Below are 25,362 nucleotides of genomic sequence, written 5' to 3' on the forward strand. Positions count from 1 at the left end.
GTGGCCCGACTCCCCAATGGCACAGTGGTCGGGTGACGAACCTCGAGACGCAGCCTCAGGAGTCCGAGCTCCACGCCGACCAGCCCGGGCAACAGGGCTCGGGCGTCCAGCTCCTCGAGCCCCGGGAGGTGCCGCTCGGTGGCGTCCGGGGGATGCGCGTGCGACGCACGCTCCCCCAGCGCGGCCTGCCCATGGTCGGCGCGTGGTGCTTCCTGGACGAGTTCGGGCCGGTGGACGTCGATATGCGGGTGCTGCCGCATCCGCACACCGGCCTGCAGACCGTCACCTGGCCGCTCGTCGGGGAGATCCGCCACCGTGACAGCGCGGGCAGCGACGTGGTGGTCCGGCCCGGCCAGCTCAACCTGATGACGGCGGGCCGCGGGGTCGCGCACTCCGAGATGTCCCTGGGCGACCGGCCCCTCCTGCACGGCGTCCAGTTGTGGATCGCGCTGCCGTCCGCGGCCGCGGACATCACCCCCCGGTTCGAGCAGCACACCGACCTCCCGGTGCTGGCCCACGACGGGCTGCGCGCGACGGTGCTCGTCGGGGAGCTCGAGGGGGCGCGCTCAGCCGCGACCGTGCACAGCCCTCTGATTGGCGTGGAGCTGGCGTTGTCCCCGGGGGCCTCGACCGCGCTGCCGTTGCGGCCCGGGTTCGAGCACGCGCTCCTCGTGCTCGACGGCGCCCTCGAGGCGGACGGGGTCCGCCAGGCGCCGGGGCCACTGCGCCACCTCGCCACCGGGCTAGGCCGGTTGGCTCTGCGCTCGGAGCACGGCGCGCGGGCGCTGCTGATCGGCGGCGAGCCCTTCGCGGAAGACCTCGTCATGTGGTGGAACTTCCTGGGGCGCAGCCACGCCGACATCCTCGAGGCCCGCGACGACTGGGAGCGGCGCGACGGGACGAGGTTCGGCGCGGTGGCCGGCCACGGCGACGCGCGCATCCCCGCGCCGGACCTCCCCCGCGTCCGGCTGACCCCGCGCCGCCGGCGCCGCCCCTGACGCCTCGACCTCACGATCGCCCGCGCCGATGACGGAGGCCGGTCGTGCGGCGTCAGCGGCGGTGCAGACCCACCTCGGTCGCCTTCACGGACAGCCACACCTCGGAGCCCGGAGCCAGGCCCAGCTCGGCCACCGCCGCGGGAGTGAGGTCGGCCACGACCTCGGGGCTGCCCGCTGTGCGGACCCGGATCACGGCCTGCCCTGGCTCGAGCGCGACGACGTGGGTGCGCCACACGTTGCGCGGGCTGGCTCCCGCAGGCGGACGGGTGTGCACCGCCACCGCCGAGGGCGCGAACACCGCGGCGGCCTGGCCGCCCGGCTCGATGGGCTCGCGCCCGGCGACGTGCCGACCGTCCGGAGCCCGCACTCCACCGTCCCGCGCCTCGCCGACCACCAGGTTCACCCCCGCCAGCGTCGCCGTGAACGGATCGCGCGGCGCGGCCAGCACCTGCGCGGTGAGCCCTTCGTCGACCACCGCTCCCCCGTCGAGGACGATCACCCGGTCCGCCAGGACAACGGCGTCGAGCACGTCATGGGTGACGAGGACTGTCGTGGTGCCGGTACGGGCGACCTGCTCCCGCAGGACCTGGCGGAGCTGGGGGGCCACGCCGACGTCGAGTGCGGCGAGCGGCTCGTCGAGCAGCAGCACCCGCGGCTCGGCGGCCAACGCCCGCGCCAGGGCAACACGCTGGCGCTGGCCGCCGGACAGCTCGGCGGGGCGCCGCAAGGCCATGCCCGCCAGGCCGACGGCCTCGAGCCACCCGGTGGCCCGTCGCGCCGCCTCAGCGCGCCGCACCCCCACCGAGCGAGGGCCGAAGGCGACGTTCTCCAGGGCCGTCAGGTGGGGGAACACCAGGCCGTCCTGGCCTAGGAGGCCCACGGCCCGGTGCTCGGGCGCGACCAGCCGCGCACGGCCGGCGACGGGCACGTCGGTGAGCACCTGGTCGCCCACCCGCACGAATCCCTCGCTGGGCCGCAGCAGCCCTGCGAGCACCGCGAGCAGCGTGGACTTCCCGGCGCCGTTGGGCCCGAGCACGGCGAGCACCTCGCCCTCGGCGGCGGCCAGGTCCAGGTCCAGCTCGAAGTCGCCGCGGCGCACCGAGAAGCGCGCCTCCAGATCGCTCATCCGCGGCCACCGGGCTTCCAGGCGCGCGCCAGCACGAGGATGACCACCGCCACCACGACCAGCAGCAGCGACAGCGCGACAGCGGAGTCTTGGGTGACGCCCGCGCCGTTGAACGCGGTGTAGATGGCCAGCGGCATGGTGCGGGTCACGCCAGCGCTGTTGCCCGCGAACAACGCGGTGGCGCCGAACTCGCCGAGCGCCCGCGCGAAGCACAGCACCGTGCCGCTCACCAGCCCCGGCGCGGCCAGCGGCAGCGTGATGCGCCGCAGCACGGTCCACCGCCCGGCGCCGAGGGTCGCCGCGACGACCTCGTAGCGGTCGCCCGCGCTGCGCAGCGCGCCCTCGAGCGCGATCACGAGGAACGGCAGGGCGACGAAGGCCTGGGCGATGACCACGGCAGTGGTCGTGAAGGGGATCCGGATCCCGAAGAGCAGGTCCAGCTGCTCTCCCACCAGCCCGCGGCGGCCGAGCAGGTAGAGCAGCGCGATACCGCCCACGGTGGGTGGCAGCACGAGCGGGAGCGTCACCAGAGCGCGCACGACGTCCGCCGCCCGCGTGGGCGTCCGGGCGAGCACCACGGCCAGCGGCACCCCCAGCAGCAGGCACAGAGCGGTGGCGGCGAGGGCTGTGCGCAGCGACAGGCCGAGCGCGGACAACGCCTCGGGAGAGGTGATCGCCGCGGGGACCCCGGGCCAGTCCGCGCGCACCAGCAGCGCGAGCACCGGCAACGTCAGCAGCGCGAGGCCGGCGAGGGCCAGCACGTACAGCAGGCGCGGCACCCCGACGGCGACCGCCCGCGGTGGCTGCGCCGGACGCGGGCCAGGGGCGGCGCGGGTCGTGGCGCGGCGCTCGGTGACCGTCATGCCGGGCCGAACCCGTGCGCCGCGAGGACCCGCTGGCCGGCCGGGGACAGCACGAGGTCGACGAAGGCCCGCGCGTCGGGGCTCGACGCGCGGTCGAGCTCACCGATCACGTACCTGTTGACCGCTGTGGCCTGCTCCTCGAAGGCGACGCCGTCCACCCCGCCGTGGGTCACCAGGACGTCCGTGGCGTAGACCAGCCCGGCGTCGGCCTCGCCGAGCACGACCTTCGTGAGCACCGCCGTGACGTTCTGCTCCTCGCTGGCCGGCGCGACGCTCACCCCTGCCGCCGCGAACGCGGTGGCTGACGCGGCGCCGCAGGGGACCTCGGGGGCGCACAGGACCACCTGCAACGCCGGGTCGGCGAGGTCGGCCAAGGACTCGATGCCGGCCGGGTTGCCCGGCGCGACGGCGATCTGCAGCACGTTCGTGGCGAAGACGGCCGGGGCGCCCTGGACGAGGCCCGCCTCGACCGCCTTGGCCATGTTCGCCTGGTCGGCGGAGGCGAAGACCTCGGCTTCCGCGCCCTCGATGAGCTGGGTGACGAGGGTCGACGAGCCGTCGTAGGTGATCACGGGCGCCTCGGCGCCGGGGTTCTCGGCGACGTACAGCGCCGCCAGCTCGTCGAAGACGGCCGCCAGCGACGCGGCGGCCATGACGCGCAGCTCGCCCGTGGCGGCGGTGGCCGGGTCCTCGTCCGGTCCTCCCCCAGGGCCGGTTGGCTGGCTGGCGCAGGCGCCGAGGGCGAGCGCGAGCGTGGCGATCGCGACGACTCCACTGCCCCAGCGGCGTCCGCCGCCCGTGAGGGCGGTCGAGCGGGCCCTTCTGGACGTGGTCGTGCGCATGGCTCGGACGCTAGCAGCCGCCCCGGGAGGCGGTCGGGACGATCAACCCACCGACGCCCGGTCTCAGGGGGTCTGCGCCCGTGTCCGTCACGCGCGTCACGAGGGCGAGGCGCCCGACTTCTCGGTCAGCGTCCTGGCCGGGCGGGCGCCGCGCCCGTGGGCGCGCGCCGTCCTGCCGCGGCCAGCGCCCGCGCGTAGTGCCCGAGCACCGCCTGGCCGACCACCTCCACGTCGAACTGCTCGGCCGCCGCGGCCTGCCGGTCGCTGGCCTCGCGGCGACGGCCCGCGTCTGCCAGGTGCGCGGAGAGGACGGCGGCGAACGCCTGCGCGTCCCGCGGGTCGACGAGCTGGTCCTCGAGCCCTGCCATCACCGAGCGGTAGCCCGGGTTGTCCCCGGCGAGCACGACGCCGCGACTCGCGGCGAGGGCCTCGACGACGCTGATGCCGAAGCTCTCCCCGCCCAGGCTGGGCAGCGCGACGATGTCGGCGGAGGCCAGCAGCGCGGCCTTGTCCTCCTCGGCGACGAACCCGGGGAACGCGACGACGTCCGCCAGGCCGTGCTCGGCGGCCGAGCGCACCAGTCGCTCGCGTTGCGGGCCCGTTCCGGCGAGGACCACCTCGAGCCCGGCGGGCAGGGCTCCCTGGCGCGCGAGGACGCCGAGGGCGTCAAGCAGGGCGCCGGCGCCCTTGCGCTCGACGAGCCGGCCCAGGAAGACGACACGAGGACCCGCGCCGTCGGACGGCGCGTCGGCGAGGGCGGCGCGCCGGGCCGCGCGGAACGGCGCCAGGTCCACGGGGTTAGGCACGACCTGCCCGCCGACCCCGAAGGCGCCGCGCATGAACTCCTCCGCCGCCCCGGAGACGGCGAGCACCGCGTCGAAGCGGCGCGTCTGGCGGCGCTGCACGGCCCCGAGCAGATGCGTGGCTGCCCTCGCGGCGAAGGTGAGCGGCAGGATGTGGAAGGTCACCACCACGGCGCTGCCCCGCGGCGCGCGTCGGATCACCCGGCCCGCGAGGAAAGGGCTGTACGGCATCTGGACGTGCACCACGTCGAGGCCCAAGGAGAGCGCCGCGTCGACCTCGCGGCCGGACGCCCATCCGGGCGTGCTCAACCGGTTGCCGTTGAAGCGGACACTGACGTTGCGGGCCAGGTTGCGCACCTGGGGCAGGTCGTCCCGTGTGGTGGTGGACGTCAGGTAGTGCACGTCATGGCCCTGGGCGGCGAGCCACCGGCCGAGCGTCAGGACGTTCTGCTGGACGCCGTCGGGCCGGTCCAAGGAGTCGTCGATGACCAGGCCGACGCGCAATGGGCGGGGCGGCAGAGCGGGGTGGGACGGCGACTCGGCGATGACCAGATGCTAGCAAGGCCGCTCACTCGAGCGTGATCACAGCGGCGCCTGCCACGGAGTCCTCGCGGAGCGCGTCGAGGCACTCGGCGACCTGGTGGAACGGGTAGGCGGTGGCCAGGAGCTCGAGCCGGCCGGTCGCGGCCAGCGCGATGACCTGGCGCAGGTCGCCAGGGGTGAAGCCGGTGGACCCGACCAAGCCCCCGTTGACCGGCAGCCTCTCCCACCCGAGCGGCACCATGCCGCCCTCGGCCCCCGCGACGTGCACGCGGCCGCCGTTGCCCAGGGCGCCCACCGAGATCTCCAGCGTCGACGTGGACCCCACGAAGTCGAGCACCGCCTCGGCGCCCGTCCCGGTCAGCTCGCGCACCAGTGCCGCGGCGTCGCCATCGGCGGGGAACGCGTCGTCGGCGCCGAGCCTGCGCGCGTCCGCCAGCCTGGCCTCCCGAGGGTCCAGGGCGATGATCCGGGCGCCGGTGAACTGGCGCAGGTACTGCACCGCGAACCCGCCCGCGGCGTCCATCCCCACCACGACGGCGGTGGTTCCTGGCGCGAGCAGGGGCACAGCCCCCCGGACCACGTGGTACGCGGTCGCCCCGGCGTCGGCGAGCGGGGCCGCGGCGACCGGGTCGAGCGTGCCCAGCGGGACGACGTGCCGGACCTCCGCGAGGAGGTACTCGGCGAGTCCGCCGTCGTCGCCCGCGCCCGATCCCGCCGTCACCAGCGTCCGGCACTCGTCCTGGCGACCGCGCACGCACCGGTCGCAGCTGCCGCAGAACAGGACGCCCGACACGACCACCCCGTCCCCGACGGCGAGGTGCTCGACGCCAGCCCCCAGCACGGCCACACGCCCGGTGCTCTCGTGGCCCAGCGTGAAGGGGACCCGGCTCCAGGGGTCGGGCGGCCCGTCCACCAGCCGCACGTCCGCGCCGCACAACCCCGAGGCCGCGACCCTCACCAGGACCTGGCCCGGCCCTGGGTCGGGCACCGGGACGTCGTGGAAGCGCGGCGGCTCCCCCCACTCCGCGATCCGGAACGCCTGCATGGTCGCCATCGGCGCCACCTCCCCCGTGTCGTCGGCGACGAAACCGCCGACAAGCCCCGATGTCATCCTGCGCTCCGCAACGAGCGCTGGCACTCTTGGGCGCATGCAGATCTGGCCAGGTCGTCCGTACCCCCTCGGCGCGACCTTCGATGGAACGGGGACGAACTTCGCGCTGTTCTCGGAGGTCGCCGAGCGGGTGGAGCTATGCCTGCTCGACGCCGACGGGAGCGAGACCCGGGTGGACCTGCCCGAGGTCGACGCGTTCGTGTGGCACGGGTACGTGCCCGCGCTGCAACCAGGGCAGCGCTACGGGTTCCGGGTCCACGGCCCGTACGAGCCCTCGGAAGGGCATCGGTGCAACCCGGCCAAGCTCCTCCTCGACCCGTACGCGAAGGCGATCGACGGGCAGGTGGACGGCGACCCGTCGCTGTTCTCCTACCGGTTCGGCGCGGAGGGCGAGCGCAACGACGACGACTCCGCGGGCCACACCATGACGTCGGTGGTGGTCAACCCGTTCTTCGACTGGGGCCACGACCGCCCGCCGCGCCACGAGTACCACGACAGCGTGATCTACGAGGCGCACGTGCGCGGCCTGACCCAGCTCCACCCGGCGGTGCCCGAGGAACTCCGCGGCACCTACAGCGCGATAGGCCATCCGGCCATCATCGAGCACCTCACCTCCCTGGGGGTGACCGCCGTCGAGCTCATGCCCGTGCACCAGTTCGTCATCGACCCGGGGCTCGTCGACCAAGGGCTGAGCAACTACTGGGGCTACAACACGATCGGCTTCTTCGCCCCGCACAACGGCTACGCCGCCTTCCCCGAGGCCGGGCAGCAGGTGCAGGAGTTCAAGTCGATGGTCAAGGCCCTGCACGAGGCGGGCATCGAGGTGATCCTCGACGTGGTCTACAACCACACGGCCGAAGGGAACCACCTAGGCCCGACGCTCGGCTTTCGCGGCATCGACAACGCCAACTACTACCGCCTGGTGGACGACGACCCGACCCATTACTTCGACACCACCGGCACGGGGAACTCGCTGCTGATGCGCTCGCCGCACGTGCTGCAGCTGATCATGGACTCGCTGCGCTACTGGGTCCAGGAGATGCACGTCGACGGCTTCCGCTTCGACCTGGCGGCCACCCTGGCCCGCCAGTTCCACGAGGTCGACCGGCTGTCGGCATTCTTCGACATCGTGCAGCAGGACCCGGTCATCTCCCAGGTCAAACTCATCGCCGAGCCGTGGGACCTGGGCGACGGCGGCTACCAGGTGGGCGGCTTCCCGCCGCTGTGGTCGGAGTGGAACGGCAAGTACCGCGACACGGTGCGCGACTTCTGGCGAGGCGAGCCCTCGACCCTCGGGGAGTTCGCCAGCCGGCTCTCCGGCTCCTCCGACCTGTACGAGCACACCGGCCGCCGGCCGATCGCCTCCGTCAACTTCATCACCGCGCACGACGGGTTCACCCTGGCCGACCTGGTGTCCTACAACGAGAAGCACAACGAGGCGAACGGCGAGGGCAACCGGGACGGGGAGAGCCACAACCGGTCCTGGAACTGCGGGGTCGAGGGCGCCACGTCCGACCGCAAGGTGCTCGCGCTGCGCGCCCGCCAGCAGCGCAACTTCCTCACCACCCTGATGCTGTCCCAAGGGGTGCCGATGATCTCCCACGGGGACGAGCTCGGCCGCACCCAGCAGGGCAACAACAACGTGTACTGCCAGGACTCCCCGTTGTCGTGGGTGGACTGGGACCTCGACCCCCAGCGCTCCTCGCTGCTGGACTTCACCCGCATGCTCGTCCGGCTCCGCCGAGAGCACCCGGTGCTGCGCCGCAGGCGGTTCTTCGCCGGCGCCGCCGAGCACGGCGGCGAGTCCGAACTGCGGGACATCGCCTGGCTGACCCCGGCCGGCGAGCACATGGAGGAGTCCGCCTGGCACGCCGACCAGGCGCGGGCCGTGTCGGTGTTCCTCAACGGCGAGGCGATCGCCGAGCCGGACCCGCGCGGCGAGGAGATCATCGACGACAGCTTCCTGGTCCTGTTCAACGCCCAGGCGCACCCGATGTCCTTCACCCTGCCGCCCGAGGGGTACGGGCCCACCTGGACGGTGCTGGTCAACACCGGCGCGCGCTCCGGCCTGGGCGCCCCCGTCGAGGCCGGAGCCTCCTTCGAGGTGGCGGCCCGCTCAGTGGTCCTGCTCACCCGGCCCCCGGTCGCCGAGACGCTCAGCGCCGAGGGCGAGGGCCCCGTGGCCAAGGCGAGCGCCAACGCCCGCACCGCCAGGCGGCGGCGCGCATGACCACGCACGGCGCCGCCGACGAGTGGGCGGGCACCCCCGCGCGCCACCTGCCCGCGCCCGGCCGCCCTGTGCCCGTCTCCACCTACCGGCTGCAGCTCGGGCCGTCCCTGACCTTCCCCGACGCCGCGGCCCAGGTCCCCTACCTCGCCGACCTCGGCGCCACCCATTTGTACCTGTCGCCCGTGCTCACGGCCGCGCCCGGATCCGAACACGGCTACGACGTGGTCGACCACAGCACCATCTCCGAGGCGCTGGGCGGGATCGAAGGGCTGCGGGCGCTCGCGGCCACCGCCCACGCGGCAGGGCTGGGCCTGGTGCTGGACATCGTGCCCAACCACATGGCGGTGCCCACCCCGGCGTGGCACAACACCGCGTTGTGGTCGGTGCTGGCCGAGGGCCCCTCCTCGCCCTACGCGCGGTGGTTCGACGTGGACTGGTCCGCGGGCGAGGGCGTGCTGCTCATGCCGGTGCTGGGCGACCGGATCGGCGCGATCCTGGCAGACGGACAGCTGACGATCGACGAGGTGGACGTGCCGGGCGCCGGCCGGCAGCAGGTGCTGCGCTACCACGATCACGTCTTCCCCCTGCGCCAGGGCACCGAGCACCTGCCGTTGTCCGAGCTGGTCGAGCGGCAGCACTACCGCCTGGCCTACTGGCGTGTCGCGGACGAGGAGCTTAACTACCGGCGGTTCTTCGACATCGACACCCTGGCGGCGGTCCGCGTGGAGGACCCGGAGGTGTTCGACGCGACGCACGCGCTGGTGCTGGACCTGGTGCGGGAGGGCGTCGTGGACGGCCTGCGGGTGGACCACCCCGACGGGCTGGCCGACCCCGCCGGCTACCTGGAGCGGCTGCGCGAGCGGACCGGCGGGGCCTGGGTGGTCGTGGAGAAGATCCTCGAGGGCGACGAGGAGCTGCCCGCGGGGTGGGCGACCGCAGGCTCCACGGGGTACGACGCGCTCTGGCGGGTGCAGCAGACGTTCGTCGACCCCGGCGGCGCCGCGGAGCTCGGGGCGCTCATGCACCGCATCGCCGGCGACACCGCCGACGAGCTGCCGGCCATCGTGGACGAGGCCAAGCGGGAGGTCGTGGCCGGCCCCCTGTACGCCGAGGTGCACCGGATCACCGACCTCGCGGCCGACATCTGCCACGACGACCTCCGGCTGCGGGACCACACTTGGCGAGCCCTGCACGACTGCCTGGTTGAGCTGCTCGTCGCGTTCGACCGCTACCGGGCGTACGTGGCGCCGGGCCAGCCCGTGGACGACGCGTCCCTGCGCGCGATGCAGGCCGCTGCCCGCGTCGCCGCCGAGCGGCTTCCCGCCGAGCGGAAGCCGACCTTGGACGTCGTCGTGGAGCTGCTGCTCGGCAGGGAGGCCGGCAGCGCGGGCCGCACTGGCGAGGCGCAGCGCGACGAGCTCGTGGTGCGGTTCCAGCAGACATGCGGCGCCGTGATGGCCAAGGGCGTCGAGGACACCGCGTACTACCGGTGGACCCAGCTCGTGTCGTTGTGCGAGGTCGGGGGCGAGCCGGAGCGGTTCGCGCTGGCGCCCGCCGAGCTGGCCTCCTGGGCCGCCCGCGCCTCGCGGTGGACCCCGCTGGGCATGACGGCGGCGACCACCCACGACACGAAGCGCACTGAGGACGCGCGCACCCGCATCGACGTGCTGTCCGAGCTGCCGCAGGAGTGGGCTGCGCTCGTCGAGGACCTCAGGGAGCGGTCCGCCGCGTTCCGCAGCGCGCTGCTCGACGGCCGCACTGAGAACTTGATGTGGCAGACCCTCGCGGGGACATGGACGGAGGACGGGCCGCTGGCGGTGGACCGGTTGACGGACTACCTGCTCAAGGCGGTGAGAGAGGCCAAGACGCGCACGTCATGGGTGGCTCCCGACGCCGAGTACGAGGACGCCGTCCTGGTGACCGCCCGGGCCGCGCGCGCCGATCCGGCTGTCGCCGTGTTGCTCACCGCGTGGGAGGAGCGCACCCGGTCCGCGGTGCGGGCCGCCACGCTCGGCGCGAAGCTGGTGCAGTTGATGCTGCCGGGCGTCGCCGACGTCTACCAGGGCACCGAGGCGCCGGTGGTGGCGCTCGTCGACCCCGACAACCGGCGCCCCGTGCCCGTCCAGGAGCTCGCCGACCGTCTGCGCAGGCTCGACCAGGGCGCGGGGCCCCACGACCTCGCCGACGAGAAGCTCTGGGTCACCGCCCAGGCGCTGCGCACCCGACGCTCCATGGCTGAGGCGTTCACGGGCCCACGGGCCGGATTCGTGCCGCTCGCCCACTCCTCCGAGCACTCGCTCACCTTCGCCCGCACGGTGGGCGGCGAGGCTGCTGTGGTGATGGTCGCCACGCGGCTCGCGGCGGCGCTCGAACGGCTCGGAGGCTGGGGCGAGCACACCGTCGCCGTGCCCGAGGGCAGGTGGCGCGACGTGCTCACCGACCGGCCCGTCGACGGCGGCGGCCTTCGCCGAGTCGCCGACCTCCTGGACCGCCTGCCAGTTGCCCTCCTGGTCCGGGAGGAGCCCTAGTGCGGCCCCGGGTGTGGGCGCCTGCCGCGCGCGAGATCGTGCTCGACCTGCCCCCGGACGGCCGGCGTGTGGCGCTGCGGGCTACTGCCGGCGGCTGGTGGGAGGCCGATGTGGACCTCCCCCCGGGCGCCGACCACGCCTACGCGGTGGACGGCGGTCCGCCGCACGCCGACCCGCGGGCGCAGCGGCTGCCCTCCGGCGTGCACGGCCCCGGCCAGGTGTTCGATGCCACGGGCTTCGCCTGGACGGACGACTCATGGCTGGGCGTGGATGCCCGTGGCGCCGTGCTCTACGAGCTGCACGTCGGCACCTTCACCGAGGAGGGCACGCTGGACGCCGCCGCCCAGCGCCTCGACGACCTCGTCGCGCTCGGCGTCGACATGGTCGAGCTCATGCCGCTGGCGTCGTTCAACGGCGTGCACGGGTGGGGCTACGACGGAGTGTCCCTGTTCTCGGTGCACGAGCCCTACGGCGGCCCCCCCGCCCTGCAGCGGTTCGTGGACGCCGCGCACGCCCGCGGGATCGGCGTGTGCCTGGACGTGGTGCACAACCACCTGGGCCCGTCCGGCAACTACCTGGGCGCCTTCGGCCCGTACCTCACCGAGGCCCACCACACACCCTGGGGCGCCGCGGTCAACCTGGACCAGGACGGCTCCGCCGAGGTGCGCCGCTGGATCTGCGACAGCGCGTTGCGCTGGTTCCGGGACTTCCACCTGGACGCCCTCCGCCTGGACGCCGTGCACGCGCTGGTGGACGACTCACCGCAGCACCTGCTCGCCCAGCTCTCCCAAGAGGTCGCCGACCTGTCCCGCGAGCTCGGGCGGCCCCTGTCCCTCATCGCCGAGAGCGACCTCAACGATCCCGTCGTCACCCAGCCGGTCGAACAGGGCGGCTGGGGCATGACGGCCCAGTGGGCCGACGACGTGCACCACGCCATCCACGCCCTCGTGACCGGGGAACGGCACGGCTACTACGTCGACTTCGGCTCCCCCCAGACACTGCGCACCGCGTTCACCCGCGTCTTCGTGCACGCCGGCGACTGGTCGACCTTCCGCGGACGCCCCTGGGGGCTGCCGCTGCCCCCAGGGGCGGACGGCCACCAGTTCGTCGTCTTCGCGTCCAACCACGACCAGGTCGGCAACCGGGCCCTGGGCGACCGGCCCTCGGCCCGGCTCGACGCGGGGGCGCTCGCGGCCGAGGCCGCGCTGGTGCTGCTCTCGCCTTTCACGCCGCTGCTGTTCATGGGCGAGGAGTGGGGCGCCCGGACGCCGTGGTTGTTCTTCACCGACCACCCCGAGCCCGAGCTGGCCGACGCCGTCCGCACCGGCAGGCGCGGCGAGTTCGGAGGGCATGGCTGGTCCGCGCTGTACGGCGGCGACGTCGAACCGCCTGATCCGCAGGCCGCCTCCACGTTCGAGCGCAGCCGCCTGGACTGGGACGAGCCGCGCGGCGGCGACCATGCCCGGCTGCTGGACTGGCACCGGCAGCTCATCGCGCTGCGCCGCGCCGAGCCGGACCTCGGGTCGGGGTCCCTGGCGGCCACCGAGGTGCGCTTCGAGGAGTCCGCCGACGAGCGCGACGGGTGGCGCGGCTGGCTCGTGGTCGAGCGCGGCGGCGCCCGCGTGGTGGTGAACCTGTCCGACGACGAGCGCCGCATCCCGCTCCGGGCGGACCGGCCGCTCACCGTCCGGGCCGCGTGGTCTCCGGTGCTCCTGGACCCGCCGGGCGGCGACGACGCGGCGGCGCACGTCACCCTGCCGGGGCGCAGCGTCGCGGTGCTGGCCTGACCCTCCTTGTCCGGTCTGGGCGATGGGATGGCAGGCTCCCCGGCGCACTCGGCAACTGCCCTTCGATCCGCCTGACAAACTCCTCTCATCAGCCAGGAACAGGGCGAGTCGACCCGAGCGCTGGCTCGCCGGAAGCGTTATGGCGGAACGTGTCGCGCAAAACGCCGAGCGGCTCAGAGAGCGTGCTCGGGTGGGGCCCACGAATAGATGACAGTCGGTCTCGTCTCAGGCATCGAGTGCGACCTGAGCGGTGTGATGTTCCGTACTCCGCGGGGTATCAGGCGACCGAGGGGCTTGGCATCGGTGGCGATAGACAGGGGGATGTTCAATCCAGGTGATGATTGCCAGACGCAGGTCATCGCGAGTGGCCGAGCGGCGCTCCAGGACGTTCTTCTGCCGCAGCGACAAGTACAACTCCATCGCGGCCTTCACCCGCGAAGGCGAAGTGGCGCATCGACCCGACCCGCATGACGGCGCAGCTCTGCCGCCGCGCCGGAACCCGCCACGTTGCAAGGAGGGCACATGCGCAGAGACGCACGTCGACTCCTGCGCTGCGTGGCACTTGTGGCCAAGTTCGTCCTCCTCCTGGCGGGGCTAGGCGGGGCTAACGCCGCCCCCTAGGACCTGACGTCGACGAGCCTCGACAGCTTCAGCTACTTCCACCCGTGCCCGCACCTCATCACCGCGACGTCGGGGAGTTCCGGCGCCCTCGTGGACACGGACGGTGTCGTTCGCTTCGGACGCGTGTTCGGGGCAGCAGCTGACGGTGGAGGCGCTGGACTCCACCGGCGCCGTCGTGGCCACCGGTAGCGGGCCCGTCTTCGGACGTGGCGCCACGGTACCGATGACCGGGTTCGTCACCACTGCCGGGACGACCCTTCGGGTGTCCACTGGCGGGTGGGTGATCCCCACCGCGTGGCAGATGCCGTCCATGGACGGCCCGGTGACGGCGACTTCTGCGGGTACCGAGATGTCGGCCATCTCCTGGTAGCTGCTGACGAACAAGCCCGTGCAGGCGTGGGCGCTGACGAGGACGCCCGATCCCTCCGTGGGGCCCCATGCGTTCACGGTCAAGTCCAAGAGTCCGATCGCGACGAAGCACGCGAAGAGCAGATGACCATCCAGGCGACACTCGAGCGCAACCTGGAAACATGGGTGTGCCCGCCGACCCCCGTGGCGCTCCCCGCAGGCAACGACAGGCTCCACGACGGCGCGGGCTCGGTGCCGAGGCGGCCGGCCATGGCGCATGCCGCAGCGTTCCGCGCCGGTGCGGGGATCGTCGCAAGCATCCACGCGACAAGCGCCGTCGCCCGAGCAGCCCTGCAGGAGGCGGAGTTCGCCCTCATGCGGGAGGCGGACCTCTTGGAGAAGGCGATCACCGGCGTCGCACCGGCGTCGCGTTGACGCGATAGCCACCGAAGGCTCACTCGCCCCGCCCAGGCGCCATGCGACCCCGAGCCCTGGCACCAACTCGACGGCTGATTTCGGAACACACCCGCTGCACTACTCATGCCGCGGTGCTCGGCGCCCGATTGCAGTAAGGACCACCTCGAAGGAGAAGCAATGACCCAGCAGTCCCCCGGGCACGAGCCGCTGCCCGGCTCGAACCAGCCGTCCCCGTACCAGGGGCAGGCTCCCGGCGACACCCCGCCTCCCTACGGCCAGCGGCCTGCAGGTGACGCCAGTTTGCATTCGGACCCGAACGCGGGGACCGGACCTGCCCCGGCGCGCGCCTGGTACAAGAAGAAGCGCTTCATCCTTCCCGGCGCCTTCCTCCTCTTCTTCATCATCGTCGGAGCGTTTGGCGACGGCGACGCCGGCGAGCAGAAGCCCGCCGCCGCGGCAAGCCCGTCCGCGGCAGCCAAGGAGAAGACCGCCGATGAGGTAGCCGCGGAGAAGAAGGCCGAGGAGAAGCGCCAGGCGCAGAAGGCGGCGGACGGGGCGGCGAAGGCCGAGGAGAAGCGCCTGGAGGAGGAAGCGCGAGTCGCAGCAGAGGCTGCTGCCGCTGAAGCGGCGGCCGCTGAGGCTGCGCGGGCGGGAACCGTCTCCCAGCAGAACGCCTACCGGAGCGCACTCACCTACCTGGACTTCTCGTCCTTCTCGCGAGCAGGCCTCATCCGGCAGCTCACGAGCGAGTACGCCGATGCCTTCCCCCGTGAAGACGCGGAGTTCGCGATCGCCCGACTCGAGGCCGAGGGCGGCGTGGACTGGAACGAACAGGCGGCCAAGTCGGCGAAGACCTACATGGAGCTCATGTCCTACTCGCGGGCCGGCCTCATCCAGCAGCTCACGAGCGAGTACGGCGAAGGCTTCACCAGGGAGCAGGCCGAGTACGGCGTCAGCCAGACCGGCCTGTGACCGCCGGACGCTCGCTGAGCCCCGTCCAGCTGGGGTAGGCAGCCGCCTGCGATGCCCGGCCGACCTGGACGTCCTGGATCAAGACTGCAGCCCCCCACGTTCTAACGTGGGGGGCTGCGGGCGCGTCAGCGCCAGAAGTGAGTTCTGCCAGGCTTCTGCGTCGGCGTGGGCCATCAGGGCTTGTCCAGCCCCAACGGGCACTATGCGAGCAGCGCATGGCAGGTCGGCCTGTGATGACAGGTCGGTCAGGAGAATGTGAGGTGGGGTCCGCGCCGGGAAAGGCGCGGCGCTGACGTCTCCGTCAGCGGCAAATACACTCGAGCATCATCTTCCTCCGGGTGCTGAGGCGGTCTGTACGGCACACCCTCGCGGCGCCCGCTCGCGCCGCAAGCCCCGCTTCCACATTCGCAGGGCAGTGCCCCCAGTGCCATGGGCTTCCATCGCGGCACAGTGGAGCGCACACCCACTCGAGGAGGGCGCATGTGCTCCCAGCACCCCGCCGCTGAGCGTTCGGCGGATGCCCACACGCCGCTTGCGGAGAGCAAGGCTGACGACATCGCCAGTGCGCTGCGCTACCTTCGCCGCGTCCGAGGGATGCTCCCGAGCACGACGGCGCTGCGGCTCATCGCCATCGAGGAGGCCGAGCTTCGCGCCCGCGGCGTCGCACTGGCCGCAGCGACGTCCGACCTCCCGCACCACCACGACACCCACCACCGCTGGCGCTCCCCCGCGACCGCACCCCAAGACCCCATGGAGGCCCCACAGATGCCCGGTCACGCACCACGCTGGAAGCTGCGATCGTCGACGCCGGCGGGCCTGCCCTGACCCGGGACCAGGGTCGAGCGGATCGCTGACGCTGTACAGGCGCTGGACGTCGCGACCGTCGACGCCGGCGGCTGCGTGTTCTGTAATGCGACGCCGGCTATGGGTGGTCAGGCTCCCGGCTTCACCCAGGGGTGGACCGCGGCCATGCGCGCCGCGCACCTCGCCCACACCGAGTGCACGGGCCCGGGCGGACACATGTCCGCGAACGGTGTGCTGGGAGCCGGTCCAGACGCGGTCATCGTGGGTGGCGACTGGCTCGAGCACAACCTCCGCGCCGCCGAGGCGGGCGACGACGCGGCCCTTAGCGAGAGCCTCGCCCTCAAGCTGGAGGCGGCAGCCGCGGAAATCACGGCCGTCCCGGAGCTCGACACCACCGCACGGGTCATGCGCCTCATCCGCGCGGAGCACTACGTGCAGGCAGCGGGCATCATCCGCGGGAACCCCGACCAAGCGACGTCGGTGAGCACCTCGGCGACGAGTGGCCCCTAGTGGGTCCACGTCGCCCGGGCGGGCCGCTCGCGCCGCCGTAGAGGCCTTGACCGATGCCGGGTTGCGAGCGCCCGGCGCCACCGGGCTCGAGCGGCTCGAGGCCCATGCGGCGCACCCGCGGCGGCCCTGCCACATGCCGGCGGCGCACCCCAGCGATGTGCGTCGTCACGCTGGCGGCGCGGTGACGTCCCCGGCGTGACATCAGGCCGAGCCCGGACGAACCGCAACGGGTGACGGAAGGACGTCCCCGACCATGCGACGTCGGCGAGGACCTCGACAACGATCGGCTCGACACGCGTCAACGGACACCGGCTCCCGGTCGCGGCCGAACCCGTTGACAGCCGGTTACGCTCGGCCTGGCACCTCGACGTCTGGCTCCACACCTGCCCACAGCGGCTGCCCGCACGAGGATCACCGCCTTCCACCCACGCCCGGCACGTTGCTGCTACGTCCCGCCCATGGCCAAAGGCGCATCCGTCACACGCGTGTGGGAGCTCGACCTCAAGGCCGCAGAGATGACAGGCCAGCGCGGGGTCTTCACCGGCCTGGCAGTCCTCGCTGAGGGCGGTGACGCCGCGCACCTCTGCGCCAGGTTCAAGGAGCTGACGAAGGTCACCGTGAACATCCGTGAGCTTCGTCAGATCGCCCACCTGAACACCAAGCAGGTGGCCAAGCAGGTGCAGAAGCGCAAGTTCAAGGAGCGGTACGCACGCCAGTTCCGCCAGGCCCCTGGCAGCAGCTCGGTGCGGACAGTCTCCGGAGGGCTGCCCACCCTCGGCCAGCGGTAGCCACTGCGCCGCGGGCGGTGCCCGGCACCGTGGTGGCATGCACGACACGCGACCGCGTAGAAACGACGCGGCTACCGCCGCCAGCCGGGCCGGTGTTTCGTTTCCGGCTGTCTCGTTCCTCGCCGCGGCGGTGCTCGACGCAACAGCCGCGCTCACCGGCAGGTCGCCCGCGCATGGCGCCGCGGCGCTCGCGGCTGCTGCAGCGGCCATCGGCGCCTGGCGGGCTGGCCGTCCGACCCCTGTCCGCAAGACGCTGACCGCAGCAGCGGCGACAGCAGCGGGCGTGCTCCTCCTGCTGACCACCGTGAGAGGCAGGAGTCCGCAGCAGAGACACGCAGACGCAGCCGGCGGACCCCGTGGGACGCCGACCGTCGACAACGGCAGGCGGGCAACCCCGAATACCAGCGGATCGCCGCCGACGCCGCCGTCCGCCGGATGCTCACCCGGCAGAAGGCCGCACGGGAAGCACAGCTCACCACCCTTGACGCGGCAGGTCGCCACGGAGGTGTCCAGAGCGTTGAGGTGTCCGACCTGAGACTCCGCACCTCTACGACCGCGACAGGCGGCGTGGCGCGCTGCGGCACGGGCTGCGGCCACCGACCACCGCCGGACCAAGACGCTTGCCCGGGAGCGCGGGCTACAGCAGTGCCCGTCCGGCCTCAGCCAGGGCTTCGAGGCGGGACAGTGCCCGGTGGTACTTCTTGCGGTACCCGCCGGCCAGCATCTCGGCGGTGAACAGCCGTTCGGGGCCGCCTCCGCCCAGCAGCACCGGCACGTCCCGGTCGTAGAGGCGGTCCACGAGGACCACAAGGCGCAGGGCGACGTCCTGCGCCTCGACCGGGCCGACGCCGGTCACGGCGACCAGGCGCACGCCGTCGAGCAGGGCGCCGTAGCGGCTGGGGTGCACGGTGGCCAGGTGCGCCACCAGGTCGGCCAGGGGGTCGATCGTCGCGCCCGGCACCGTGGCGGCGGCGGCCCGCACGGCGTCGTCCTCCAGGCTCGGCGCGTCGGTCGTGAGGGCGCGGTGGCGGTAGTCCTCCCCGTCGACCCGCACCACCTCGAAGCGGTCCGAGAGCGCCTGGATCTCGCGGAGGAAGTCCTCGGCCGCGAAGCGCCCCTCCCCGAGCGAGCCGGGCAGCGTGTTGGACGTCGCGGCCAGCGCGACCCCGCGGTCGGCGAGCTCCCGCAGCAGGCGCGCCATCAGCACCGTGTCGCCCGGGTCGTCGAGCTCGAACTCGTCGATGCACACCAGGGCCCGCCCGGCGAGCGCCTCGACGGTGGGCAGGAATCCGAGGGCCCCCACCAGGTTCGTGTACTCGACGAACGTGCCGTAGGCGGCGCCCTCTCCCACCGCGTGCGCGAGCGAGGCGAGCAGGTGCGTCTTGCCGACGCCGAAGCCACCGTCGAGGTAGACCGCGGGCGGCGGCGATGCGCGGCGACGCCGCCACCACGAGCCGCTCCGTTGTGCGCCTGTCAGCTCGCCGGCGACTCCCCGGAGCCGGTCTAGCGCTGCCTGCTGGCTGGGGTGCGAGGAGTCGGGCCGGTACGTGTCGAACGACTCGTCCGCGAAGTGGCGCGGGGGCACGAGCTCGGCCAGGAGGCGCTCGGCGGGGACGTGGGGCCGGCGCGCCGTGAGGCTCGCGGGGTGGGCGGGCGCGGCGTCCGTCGATGTCACGACGCCTGAGCCTACGGGGGCGGGACGGCCTGCCCGAACGGCGCCCACCGGCCCGCCGGGCGGGGCCGCCCGTGTCCCAGTCACCGGGCACTCGGTCTCACCATGCGGTCCGGGGCTGTCGTCACCCGTTCGGACCTGTCAGCCTCAGATGGTGCATTCGTCCCAGTGTGTCCGTGGCTGCCGCCCCCGTGCGGCGGCCGCCAGCGCGCCCGTCGGCATGACGGCGCACGCGGACACCCGGGCCGCGGGGCAGCGCCAGGCGGCGCCCTGTCCTCGCCGCCACTGTCGTGGCCTGTGCTGTCCGGGCGCCTGCCCCCGGAGCGCGTGACCGCTCGTCCCTGCTGATGGGCGCGCGGCGCCCGCCACCGCCACCCCATGTGGGTGGCCGGACGAGCCTGCACGTCCCCGAGACACCGGAGGAGGCGCCTGATGGCGCACACACGGATCGCCCCGCCGGCGGCCAAAGACGAAGGCCAGTGGGCCTTCGGCTCACGCGAGCCGCAGAACGCCAACGAGCGGTTCAAGCAGGAGGACGACGGGCTCAACGTGCGCCACCGCATCGAGCACGTCTACTCCCAGCAGGGCTTCGCCTCGATCGCCCCCGACGACCTGCGCGGCCGGATGCGCTGGTGGGGCCTGTACACCCAGCGCCGCCCCGGCATCGACGGCGGCCGCACCGCCACCATGGAGCCGCACGAGCTCGACGACGAGTACTTCATGCTGCGTGTGCGGTGCGACGGCGGCTCCCTGAGCACCGACCAGCTGCGGACGATCGCCGAGGTCTCCGTCGAGCACGCGCGCGGCACCGCCGACATCACCGACCGGCAGAACCTGCAGCTCCACTGGGTGCGCATCGAGGACGTCCCGGAGATCTGGCGCCGGCTCGAGGCCGTGGGCCTGACCACCCAGGAGGCCTGTGGCGACACCCCGCGCGTGATCCTCGGCTCCCCCGTGGCCGGCGTCGCGGCGGACGAGATCATCGACGGCACCCCGGCCGTCGCGGCCGTCAGCGCCCGCTTCGTGGGCAACCCCGACTTCTCGAACCTGCCGCGCAAGTTCAAGACGGCCATCAGCGGCTCCCCGCACCAGGACGTCGCCCACGAGATCAACGACGTCTCGTTCATCGGTGTGCTCCACCCCGAGCTCGGCCCCGGTTTCGACCTGTGGGTGGGCGGCGGACTGTCGACCAACCCGCGGCTGGCCGTCCGCCTGGGGGCCTTCGTCACCCTCGAGCAGGTCCCCGACGTGTGGGCCGGCGTCGCGGGGATCTTCCGGGACTACGGCTACCGCCGGCTGCGCTCCCGCGCCCGGTTGAAGTTCCTCGTCGCCGACTGGGGGCCCGAGCTCTTCCGCGAGGTGCTCGAGGGCGAGTACCTCGGGTTCACCCTCCCTGACGGCCCCGAGCCTCCCCCGCCGCCGTTCGCCCGCCGCGACCACGTGGGCGTCCACCCGCAGAAGGACGGCCGGTTCTACGTCGGAGCCGCGCCGCTGGTCGGCCGGACGCCAGGAGCGGTCCTCGCCGCCCTCGCCGACCTCGCGGAGGCCTGCGGGTCCCGCCGGGTCCGCCTGACCGCCGAGCAGAAGATCGTCGTCCTCGACGTCCCCGCCGACCAGGTCGACGCGCTCGTCGACGGCCTGGAGGCCCTCGGCCTGGCGGTGCGCAGTGCGTCCACGTTCCGGCGCGGCACCATGGCGTGCACCGGCATCGAGTTCTGCAAGTTGGCGATCGTCGAGACGAAGGCCCGAGGTGCGCAGCTGGTCGCCGAACTGGAGTCCCGCCTGCCGACGTTCGACCACCCGCTCACCATCAACCTCAACGGCTGCCCGAACTCCTGCGCCCGCATCCAGGTGGCCGATGTCGGCCTCAAGGGCGCGCTCGCGGGTGGCGAGGACGGCTACCAGGTGCACCTCGGCGGCGGCCTCGGCCTCACCGGCGGGATCGGCCGCACCCTGCGCGGGCTGCGCGTGCCCGCGGACGACCTGCCCGACTACGTGGAACGGGTCGCGCGGCGGTTCGACGCGCAGCGGCACGAGGGCGAGCTGTTCGCGCAGTGGGCCGTGCGCGCCGACGACCAGGACCTCCGATGAGCGGCGCCGACGCGGGTCAGCGAGCCGTGCCGTACTACTGCCCGTTCTGCGCCGGGGAGGACCTGCGCCCCGCGGGCGAGCGGCACGGGGAGTGGGAGTGCCGCACCTGCGCCCGGGTGTTCGCGGTGCGGTTCCTCGCCCTGGCGGGGCCACGATGACCGGGGCTGCCCCGCCCACCCTGCGGGACCTCGCCCGGGACGCCGGCGCCACGTGGGAGGGCGCGCACCCCCTCGACGTGCTCCGGTGGGCGCACGACGTCTTCGGACCCGGGCTCGTGGTCGCGTCGTCGATGGGCGACGAGGTCTTGGTGCACCTCGCGGGGCGCGCGGCGCCCGGCGTGGACGTGCTGTTCCTCGACACCGGCTACCACTTCCCGGAGACCATCGGCACCCGCGACGCCTATGCGGCGACGACCCCCATCACGGTGCGGACCGTGCTTCCCCGCCAGACCGTCGCCGAGCAGGACGCCGAGCACGGCCCACGCCTGCACGAGCGCCGTCCCGACCTGTGCTGCGCGCTGCGCAAGGTCGAGCCGCTCGAGCGCGGACTCTCCCCCTACAGCGCCTGGGCAACCGGCATGCGCCGCGAGGACGCCCCGACCCGCACCGACATCCCCGTCGTCGGATGGGACGAGCGTCGCGCCAAGGTCAAGCTCAATCCCCTAGCCGCCTGGACCCAGGCGGACGTGGACGCCTACGCCGAGGAGCACGGGATCCTGCTGAACCCCCTGCGCCAAATCGGCTACACCTCGATCGGGTGCGCCCCGTGCACCCGGCCCGTGGCGCCCGGCGAGGACGCCCGAGCCGGGCGCTGGTCGGGCCAGGACAAGACGGAATGCGGGTTGCACCTATGACGTCCACGACTTCCATCCCTGCGCCCTCCGCGCCGACGGGCGGCACGGCGCCGGCACCGGCGCTGACCCAGCTCGACGTCCTCGAGTCCGAGGCGGTGCACATCTTCCGCGAGGTCGCCGGCGAGCTCGAGCGCCCTGTCCTGCTCTTCAGCGGGGGCAAGGACTCCATCGTCATGCTGCACCTGGCCCGCAAGGCGTTCTGGCCCGCGCCCGTGCCGTTCCCCGTCATGCATGTCGACACGGGGCACAACTTCCCCGAGGTCATCGCCTACCGCGACGACGTCGTCGCGCGGCTCCGGCTCCGGCTCGTGGTCGCGAGCGTCCAGGACGCCATCGACGAAGGGCGCGTGCGCGAGCTGCCCGGCGGCTCCCGCAACCCCCTGCAGACGGTCCCGCTGCTCGACGCGATCACCGCCCACCGCTTCGACGCGGTCTTCGGCGGAGGGCGGCGCGACGAGGAGAAGGCCCGCGCGAAAGAACGGGTCTTCAGCCTGCGCGACGCGCACGGCCAGTGGGACCCCCGCCGCCAGCGCCCCGAGCTCTGGGACCTGTACAACGGCCGGCACAGCCCCGGCGAGCACGTGCGCGTTTTCCCGCTCTCCAACTGGACCGAGCTCGACGTGTGGCGCTACATCGAGCGGGAGCAGATCGGGCTACCGCCCATCTACTACGCGCACGAGCGCGACGTGTTCTCCCGCGACGGCATGTGGCTCACCGCCGGGGACTGGGGCGGCCCGCGGCCGGACGAGGCGGTGGCCCGCCGCACGGTCCGCTACCGCACCGTCGGGGACATGAGCTGCACGGGCGCCGTCGACTCCACGGCCCGGACGGTCGCGGACGTCATCCTCGAGGTCGCCGCGAGCCGGCTCACCGAACGCGGCGCCACCCGAGCCGACGACCGCGCCTCGGAGGCCGCCATGGAGGACCGCAAACGCGAGGGGTACTTCTGATGGGCACGCACACCGCACACACCACGGAGCCGAGCACGCCTGGCGCCCACCACGAGCGCGACCTGCTGCGCCTGGCGACCGCCGGATCCGTGGACGACGGGAAGAGCACCCTCATCGGCAGGCTGCTCTACGACACCAAGTCCGTCCTCGCCGACCAGCTCGCGGCCGTCGAGCGGGCCAGCCAGGCTCGCGGAGGCGACGCCGTCGACCTCGCACTGCTCACCGACGGCCTCCGCGCCGAGCGGGAGCAGGGCATCACGATCGACGTCGCGTACCGGTACTTCTCCACCGCGACCCGGGCCTTCGTGCTCGCCGACACCCCCGGGCACGTCCAGTACACGAGGAACATGGTGACCGGCGCCTCCACCGCCGAGCTCGCCATCGTGCTCGTCGACGCCCGCCACGGCGTGGTCCAGCAAACCCGCCGGCACGCCGCCCTCGCCGCGCTGCTGCGCGTCCCGCACGTGGTCCTCGCCGTCAACAAGATGGACCTGGTCGACTACTCCCAGGAAGCGTTCACGGCCATCGCGGAGGAGTTCTCCGCCTACGCGGCCCAGCTCGGCGTCACCGCCGTGCGCGCCATCCCGGTCTCCGCGCTCACGGGCGACAACGTGGTCGAGCGCTCGACGCGGATGCCGTGGCACGCCGGGCCCACCCTCCTGGAGCACCTCGAGCAGGTCCCAGTCCACCGGGACGCCGCCACGGAGCCCTTCCGGTTCCCCGTGCAGTACGTGATCCGGCCCAGGACGGCCGAGCACCCGGACTACCGCGGCTACGCGGGCCGGATCACCTCGGGCAGCGTGCGGGTGGGCGACGAGGTGGCCACCGTGCCCGGCGGTGTGCGCAGCCGGGTGGCGGGTATCGACACGTTCGACGGGCCGTTGGCGCAGGCCCACGCGCCGCGCTCCGTCACGTTGCGGCTCGAGGACGACGTGGACGTCGCGCGCGGCGACACGCTCGTGGCCACGCACCCGGCGACAACCGTCGGCACGGACCTGGCCGGCACCGTCTGCTGGCTCGCGCAGGCGCCCGGCGCGCCCGGCGCCCGGGTGCTGGTCCGCACCGGCACCCGCACCGTCCGTGGCGTGCTGCAGGAGGTCGGGCCGCTGCTCGACGTGGACACCTTGAGGCTCGAGCCGGTGTCCGGGCCGCTGGCCCTCAACGCGATCGCGCGCGTGCGGCTCCACCTCGCCGAGCCGGTGCTGCTGGACGAGTTCGCCGACCACCGCCGGACGGGCACGTTCCTGCTGATCGACCCGCTCGACGGCGCCACGCTCGCCGCGGGCATGGCGGGCCGCTCGCCGTTGGCAAGTTCCGTCGAGGTCCCGGGCCGATGTCGGGCGCAGTGATGCTGCGCCCCATCGACGCCCTCGAGAGGAACCGACATGCCCACGACCCCGCACGCCCGCACCCGAGCCCGCCGCGCCGCGCTCTCCACCCTCCTGATCGCCTCCGCCGCTGTGCTGGCCGCCTGCGCGGCGCTCGACACGCCCCGCGCTCAGGAGGTCGACGCGGGCGCGAGTGGTGAGGCCGCCGAGCTGCGGCTCGGCTACTTCGCGAACATCACCCACGCGATCCCGCTGATCGGCGTGGCAGACGGCACGTATGCCGACGCGCTGGGCGAGACCACCCTCACCACGGAGATCTTCAACGCCGGCCCGGCGGCCGTCGAGGCGCTGTTCGCCGACGGCCTCGACGCGACGTACATCGGCCCGAACCCCGCCATCAACGCCTTCGCCAAGTCAGACGGCGAGGCCGTGCGGATCATCGCCGGCGCGACGTCGGGTGGCGCGCAGCTCGTGGTGCGGGATGGCATCACGTCCGTCGAGGACCTGCGCGGCGCCACACTCGCCACACCTCAGGTCGGCAACACGCAGGACGTGGCGCTGCGGGCCTGGCTGCTCGACAACGGCCTGCGGACCTCGGTCACCGGCGGTGACAACGACGTGCTGATCGCGCCGCAGGAGAACGCCCAGACCCTCGACCTGTTCCGCCAAGGCGCGCTGGACGGCGCCTGGCTCCCGGAGCCCTGGGCCTCGCGCCTGGTCGTGGAGGGCGGGGGGAACGTGCTCCTGGACGAGAAGGAGCTGTGGCCCGGCGGCGACTTCGTGACCACGCACCTGATCGTGCGCACCGAGTTCCTGGCGCAATACCCCGAGACGGTCGCGCGACTGCTCGAGGCGCATGTCGCGACCGGCGAGTGGATCGCCGCCCACGACCAGGAGGCGGCGCAGGCGGCCAACTCCGCCATCGAGGGCCTGACCAGCAAGAAGCTCGGCGACGACGTCCTGCTGCGCGCCTGGTCGAACCTGCGGTCCACCAACGACCCGGTGGCGGGCTCGTTGCAGACCTCCGCCGACCACGCGGCCGAGACCGGGGTCTCGGACAAGGTGGACCTGAGCGGCATCTACGAGCTGGGCCCGCTCAACGCGGTCCTCGCCGCACGCGGGCACGCCCCCGTGTCCGCCGCCGGGCTCGGCTCCGAATGAGGGTGCGGGAGGCCGC

21 protein-coding genes are annotated in these 25,362 nt (G+C 73.3%); 15 read left to right on the forward strand and 6 right to left on the reverse strand.

What is annotated here, in order from left to right:
* The first annotated feature begins 32 nt into the window (after positions 1-32).
* Complete coding sequence (locus tag NP064_RS08450) at positions 33-998, forward strand: pirin family protein (RefSeq protein WP_227569208.1); 966 nt, start codon at positions 33-35, stop codon at positions 996-998.
* A 52-nt stretch (positions 999-1,050) separates the two neighbouring features.
* On the opposite strand, the gene NP064_RS08455 is transcribed toward NP064_RS08450, so the two are convergent.
* From NP064_RS08455 to NP064_RS08475, 5 genes are all read right to left on the reverse strand, one after another.
* The gene (locus NP064_RS08455; RefSeq protein ID WP_227569209.1) at positions 1,051-2,124 is read right to left on the reverse strand and encodes a sulfate/molybdate ABC transporter ATP-binding protein; all 1,074 of its coding nucleotides are present in this window, start codon (positions 2,122-2,124) and stop codon (positions 1,051-1,053) included.
* Positions 2,121-2,987, reverse strand: coding sequence for an ABC transporter permease (locus NP064_RS08460; RefSeq protein ID WP_227569210.1), 867 nt, complete (start codon positions 2,985-2,987; stop codon positions 2,121-2,123). The genes NP064_RS08455 and NP064_RS08460 overlap by 4 nt, the downstream gene beginning before the upstream one ends.
* Entirely contained in the window at positions 2,984-3,829 is an 846-nt protein-coding gene (gene modA / locus NP064_RS08465) for a molybdate ABC transporter substrate-binding protein (protein WP_227569211.1), read from the reverse strand. The genes NP064_RS08460 and modA overlap by 4 nt, the downstream gene beginning before the upstream one ends.
* 125 nt (positions 3,830-3,954) lie before the next feature.
* Entirely contained in the window at positions 3,955-5,136 is a 1,182-nt protein-coding gene (locus NP064_RS08470; RefSeq protein ID WP_256813516.1) for a glycosyltransferase family 4 protein, read from the reverse strand.
* Between the two features lie 64 nt (positions 5,137-5,200).
* Complete coding sequence (locus tag NP064_RS08475; RefSeq protein ID WP_227569213.1) at positions 5,201-6,286, reverse strand: alcohol dehydrogenase catalytic domain-containing protein; 1,086 nt, start codon at positions 6,284-6,286, stop codon at positions 5,201-5,203.
* Between the two features lie 37 nt (positions 6,287-6,323).
* Between NP064_RS08475 and glgX the strand changes: the two genes are divergently transcribed.
* The 8 genes from glgX to NP064_RS08515 all read left to right on the forward strand — a co-directional run bounded on the left by glgX (position 6,324) and on the right by NP064_RS08515 (position 17,291).
* On the forward strand, positions 6,324-8,516 hold the full coding sequence (gene glgX / locus NP064_RS08480) for a glycogen debranching protein GlgX (RefSeq protein WP_227569214.1): 2,193 nt from the start codon (positions 6,324-6,326) through the stop codon (positions 8,514-8,516).
* Complete coding sequence (treY, locus tag NP064_RS08485; RefSeq protein ID WP_227569215.1) at positions 8,513-11,044, forward strand: malto-oligosyltrehalose synthase; 2,532 nt, start codon at positions 8,513-8,515, stop codon at positions 11,042-11,044. Before glgX ends, treY begins: the two co-directional genes overlap by 4 nt.
* Entirely contained in the window at positions 11,044-12,831 is a 1,788-nt protein-coding gene (treZ, locus tag NP064_RS08490) for a malto-oligosyltrehalose trehalohydrolase (protein ID WP_227569216.1), read from the forward strand. Before treY ends, treZ begins: the two co-directional genes overlap by 1 nt.
* A gap of 1,113 nt (positions 12,832-13,944) precedes the next feature.
* The gene (locus tag NP064_RS08495) at positions 13,945-14,235 is read left to right on the forward strand and encodes a hypothetical protein (RefSeq protein WP_227569217.1); all 291 of its coding nucleotides are present in this window, start codon (positions 13,945-13,947) and stop codon (positions 14,233-14,235) included.
* 159 nt (positions 14,236-14,394) lie between these two features.
* Positions 14,395-15,189 (forward strand): Ltp family lipoprotein, encoded by a 795-nt coding sequence (locus tag NP064_RS08500; RefSeq protein ID WP_227569218.1) that lies wholly within the window; start codon positions 14,395-14,397, stop codon positions 15,187-15,189.
* Between the two features lie 480 nt (positions 15,190-15,669).
* Positions 15,670-16,014: a hypothetical protein gene (locus NP064_RS08505; RefSeq protein WP_227569219.1), complete on the forward strand. Its 345-nt coding sequence runs from the start codon at positions 15,670-15,672 to the stop codon at positions 16,012-16,014.
* A 99-nt stretch (positions 16,015-16,113) separates the two neighbouring features.
* Positions 16,114-16,503: a hypothetical protein gene (locus tag NP064_RS08510; protein WP_227569220.1), complete on the forward strand. Its 390-nt coding sequence runs from the start codon at positions 16,114-16,116 to the stop codon at positions 16,501-16,503.
* 458 nt (positions 16,504-16,961) lie between these two features.
* Entirely contained in the window at positions 16,962-17,291 is a 330-nt protein-coding gene (locus tag NP064_RS08515) for a hypothetical protein (RefSeq protein ID WP_227569221.1), read from the forward strand.
* A gap of 637 nt (positions 17,292-17,928) precedes the next feature.
* Here NP064_RS08515 and zapE read toward each other — a convergent pair.
* Positions 17,929-18,966: a cell division protein ZapE gene (gene zapE, locus NP064_RS08520; protein ID WP_227569222.1), complete on the reverse strand. Its 1,038-nt coding sequence runs from the start codon at positions 18,964-18,966 to the stop codon at positions 17,929-17,931.
* Positions 18,967-19,395: 429 nt separating this feature from the next.
* Here zapE and NP064_RS08525 point away from each other — a divergent pair, with 429 nt between their 5' ends.
* From NP064_RS08525 to NP064_RS08550, 6 genes are read left to right on the forward strand one after another with little or no spacing between them, the layout of a single operon-like run.
* Positions 19,396-21,054, forward strand: coding sequence for a nitrite/sulfite reductase (locus tag NP064_RS08525; protein ID WP_227569223.1), 1,659 nt, complete (start codon positions 19,396-19,398; stop codon positions 21,052-21,054).
* Positions 21,051-21,212 carry a hypothetical protein gene (locus tag NP064_RS08530; protein ID WP_227569224.1) on the forward strand — a complete coding sequence of 54 codons (162 nt, stop codon included), beginning with the start codon at positions 21,051-21,053 and terminating at the stop codon, positions 21,210-21,212. Before NP064_RS08525 ends, NP064_RS08530 begins: the two co-directional genes overlap by 4 nt.
* On the forward strand, positions 21,209-21,907 hold the full coding sequence (locus NP064_RS08535) for a phosphoadenylyl-sulfate reductase (RefSeq protein WP_227569225.1): 699 nt from the start codon (positions 21,209-21,211) through the stop codon (positions 21,905-21,907). Before NP064_RS08530 ends, NP064_RS08535 begins: the two co-directional genes overlap by 4 nt.
* Positions 21,904-22,857: a sulfate adenylyltransferase subunit CysD gene (gene cysD, locus NP064_RS08540; protein ID WP_227569226.1), complete on the forward strand. Its 954-nt coding sequence runs from the start codon at positions 21,904-21,906 to the stop codon at positions 22,855-22,857. The genes NP064_RS08535 and cysD overlap by 4 nt, the downstream gene beginning before the upstream one ends.
* The gene (locus tag NP064_RS08545; protein ID WP_227569227.1) at positions 22,857-24,206 is read left to right on the forward strand and encodes a sulfate adenylyltransferase subunit 1; all 1,350 of its coding nucleotides are present in this window, start codon (positions 22,857-22,859) and stop codon (positions 24,204-24,206) included. Before cysD ends, NP064_RS08545 begins: the two co-directional genes overlap by 1 nt.
* 36 nt (positions 24,207-24,242) lie before the next feature.
* Positions 24,243-25,346 (forward strand): ABC transporter substrate-binding protein, encoded by a 1,104-nt coding sequence (locus tag NP064_RS08550; protein WP_227569228.1) that lies wholly within the window; start codon positions 24,243-24,245, stop codon positions 25,344-25,346.
* The last annotated feature ends 16 nt before the right edge of the window (positions 25,347-25,362 follow it).

Source organism: Cellulomonas chengniuliangii, assembly GCF_024508335.1.
GTDB classification, from domain to species: domain Bacteria; phylum Actinomycetota; class Actinomycetes; order Actinomycetales; family Cellulomonadaceae; genus Cellulomonas_A; species Cellulomonas_A chengniuliangii.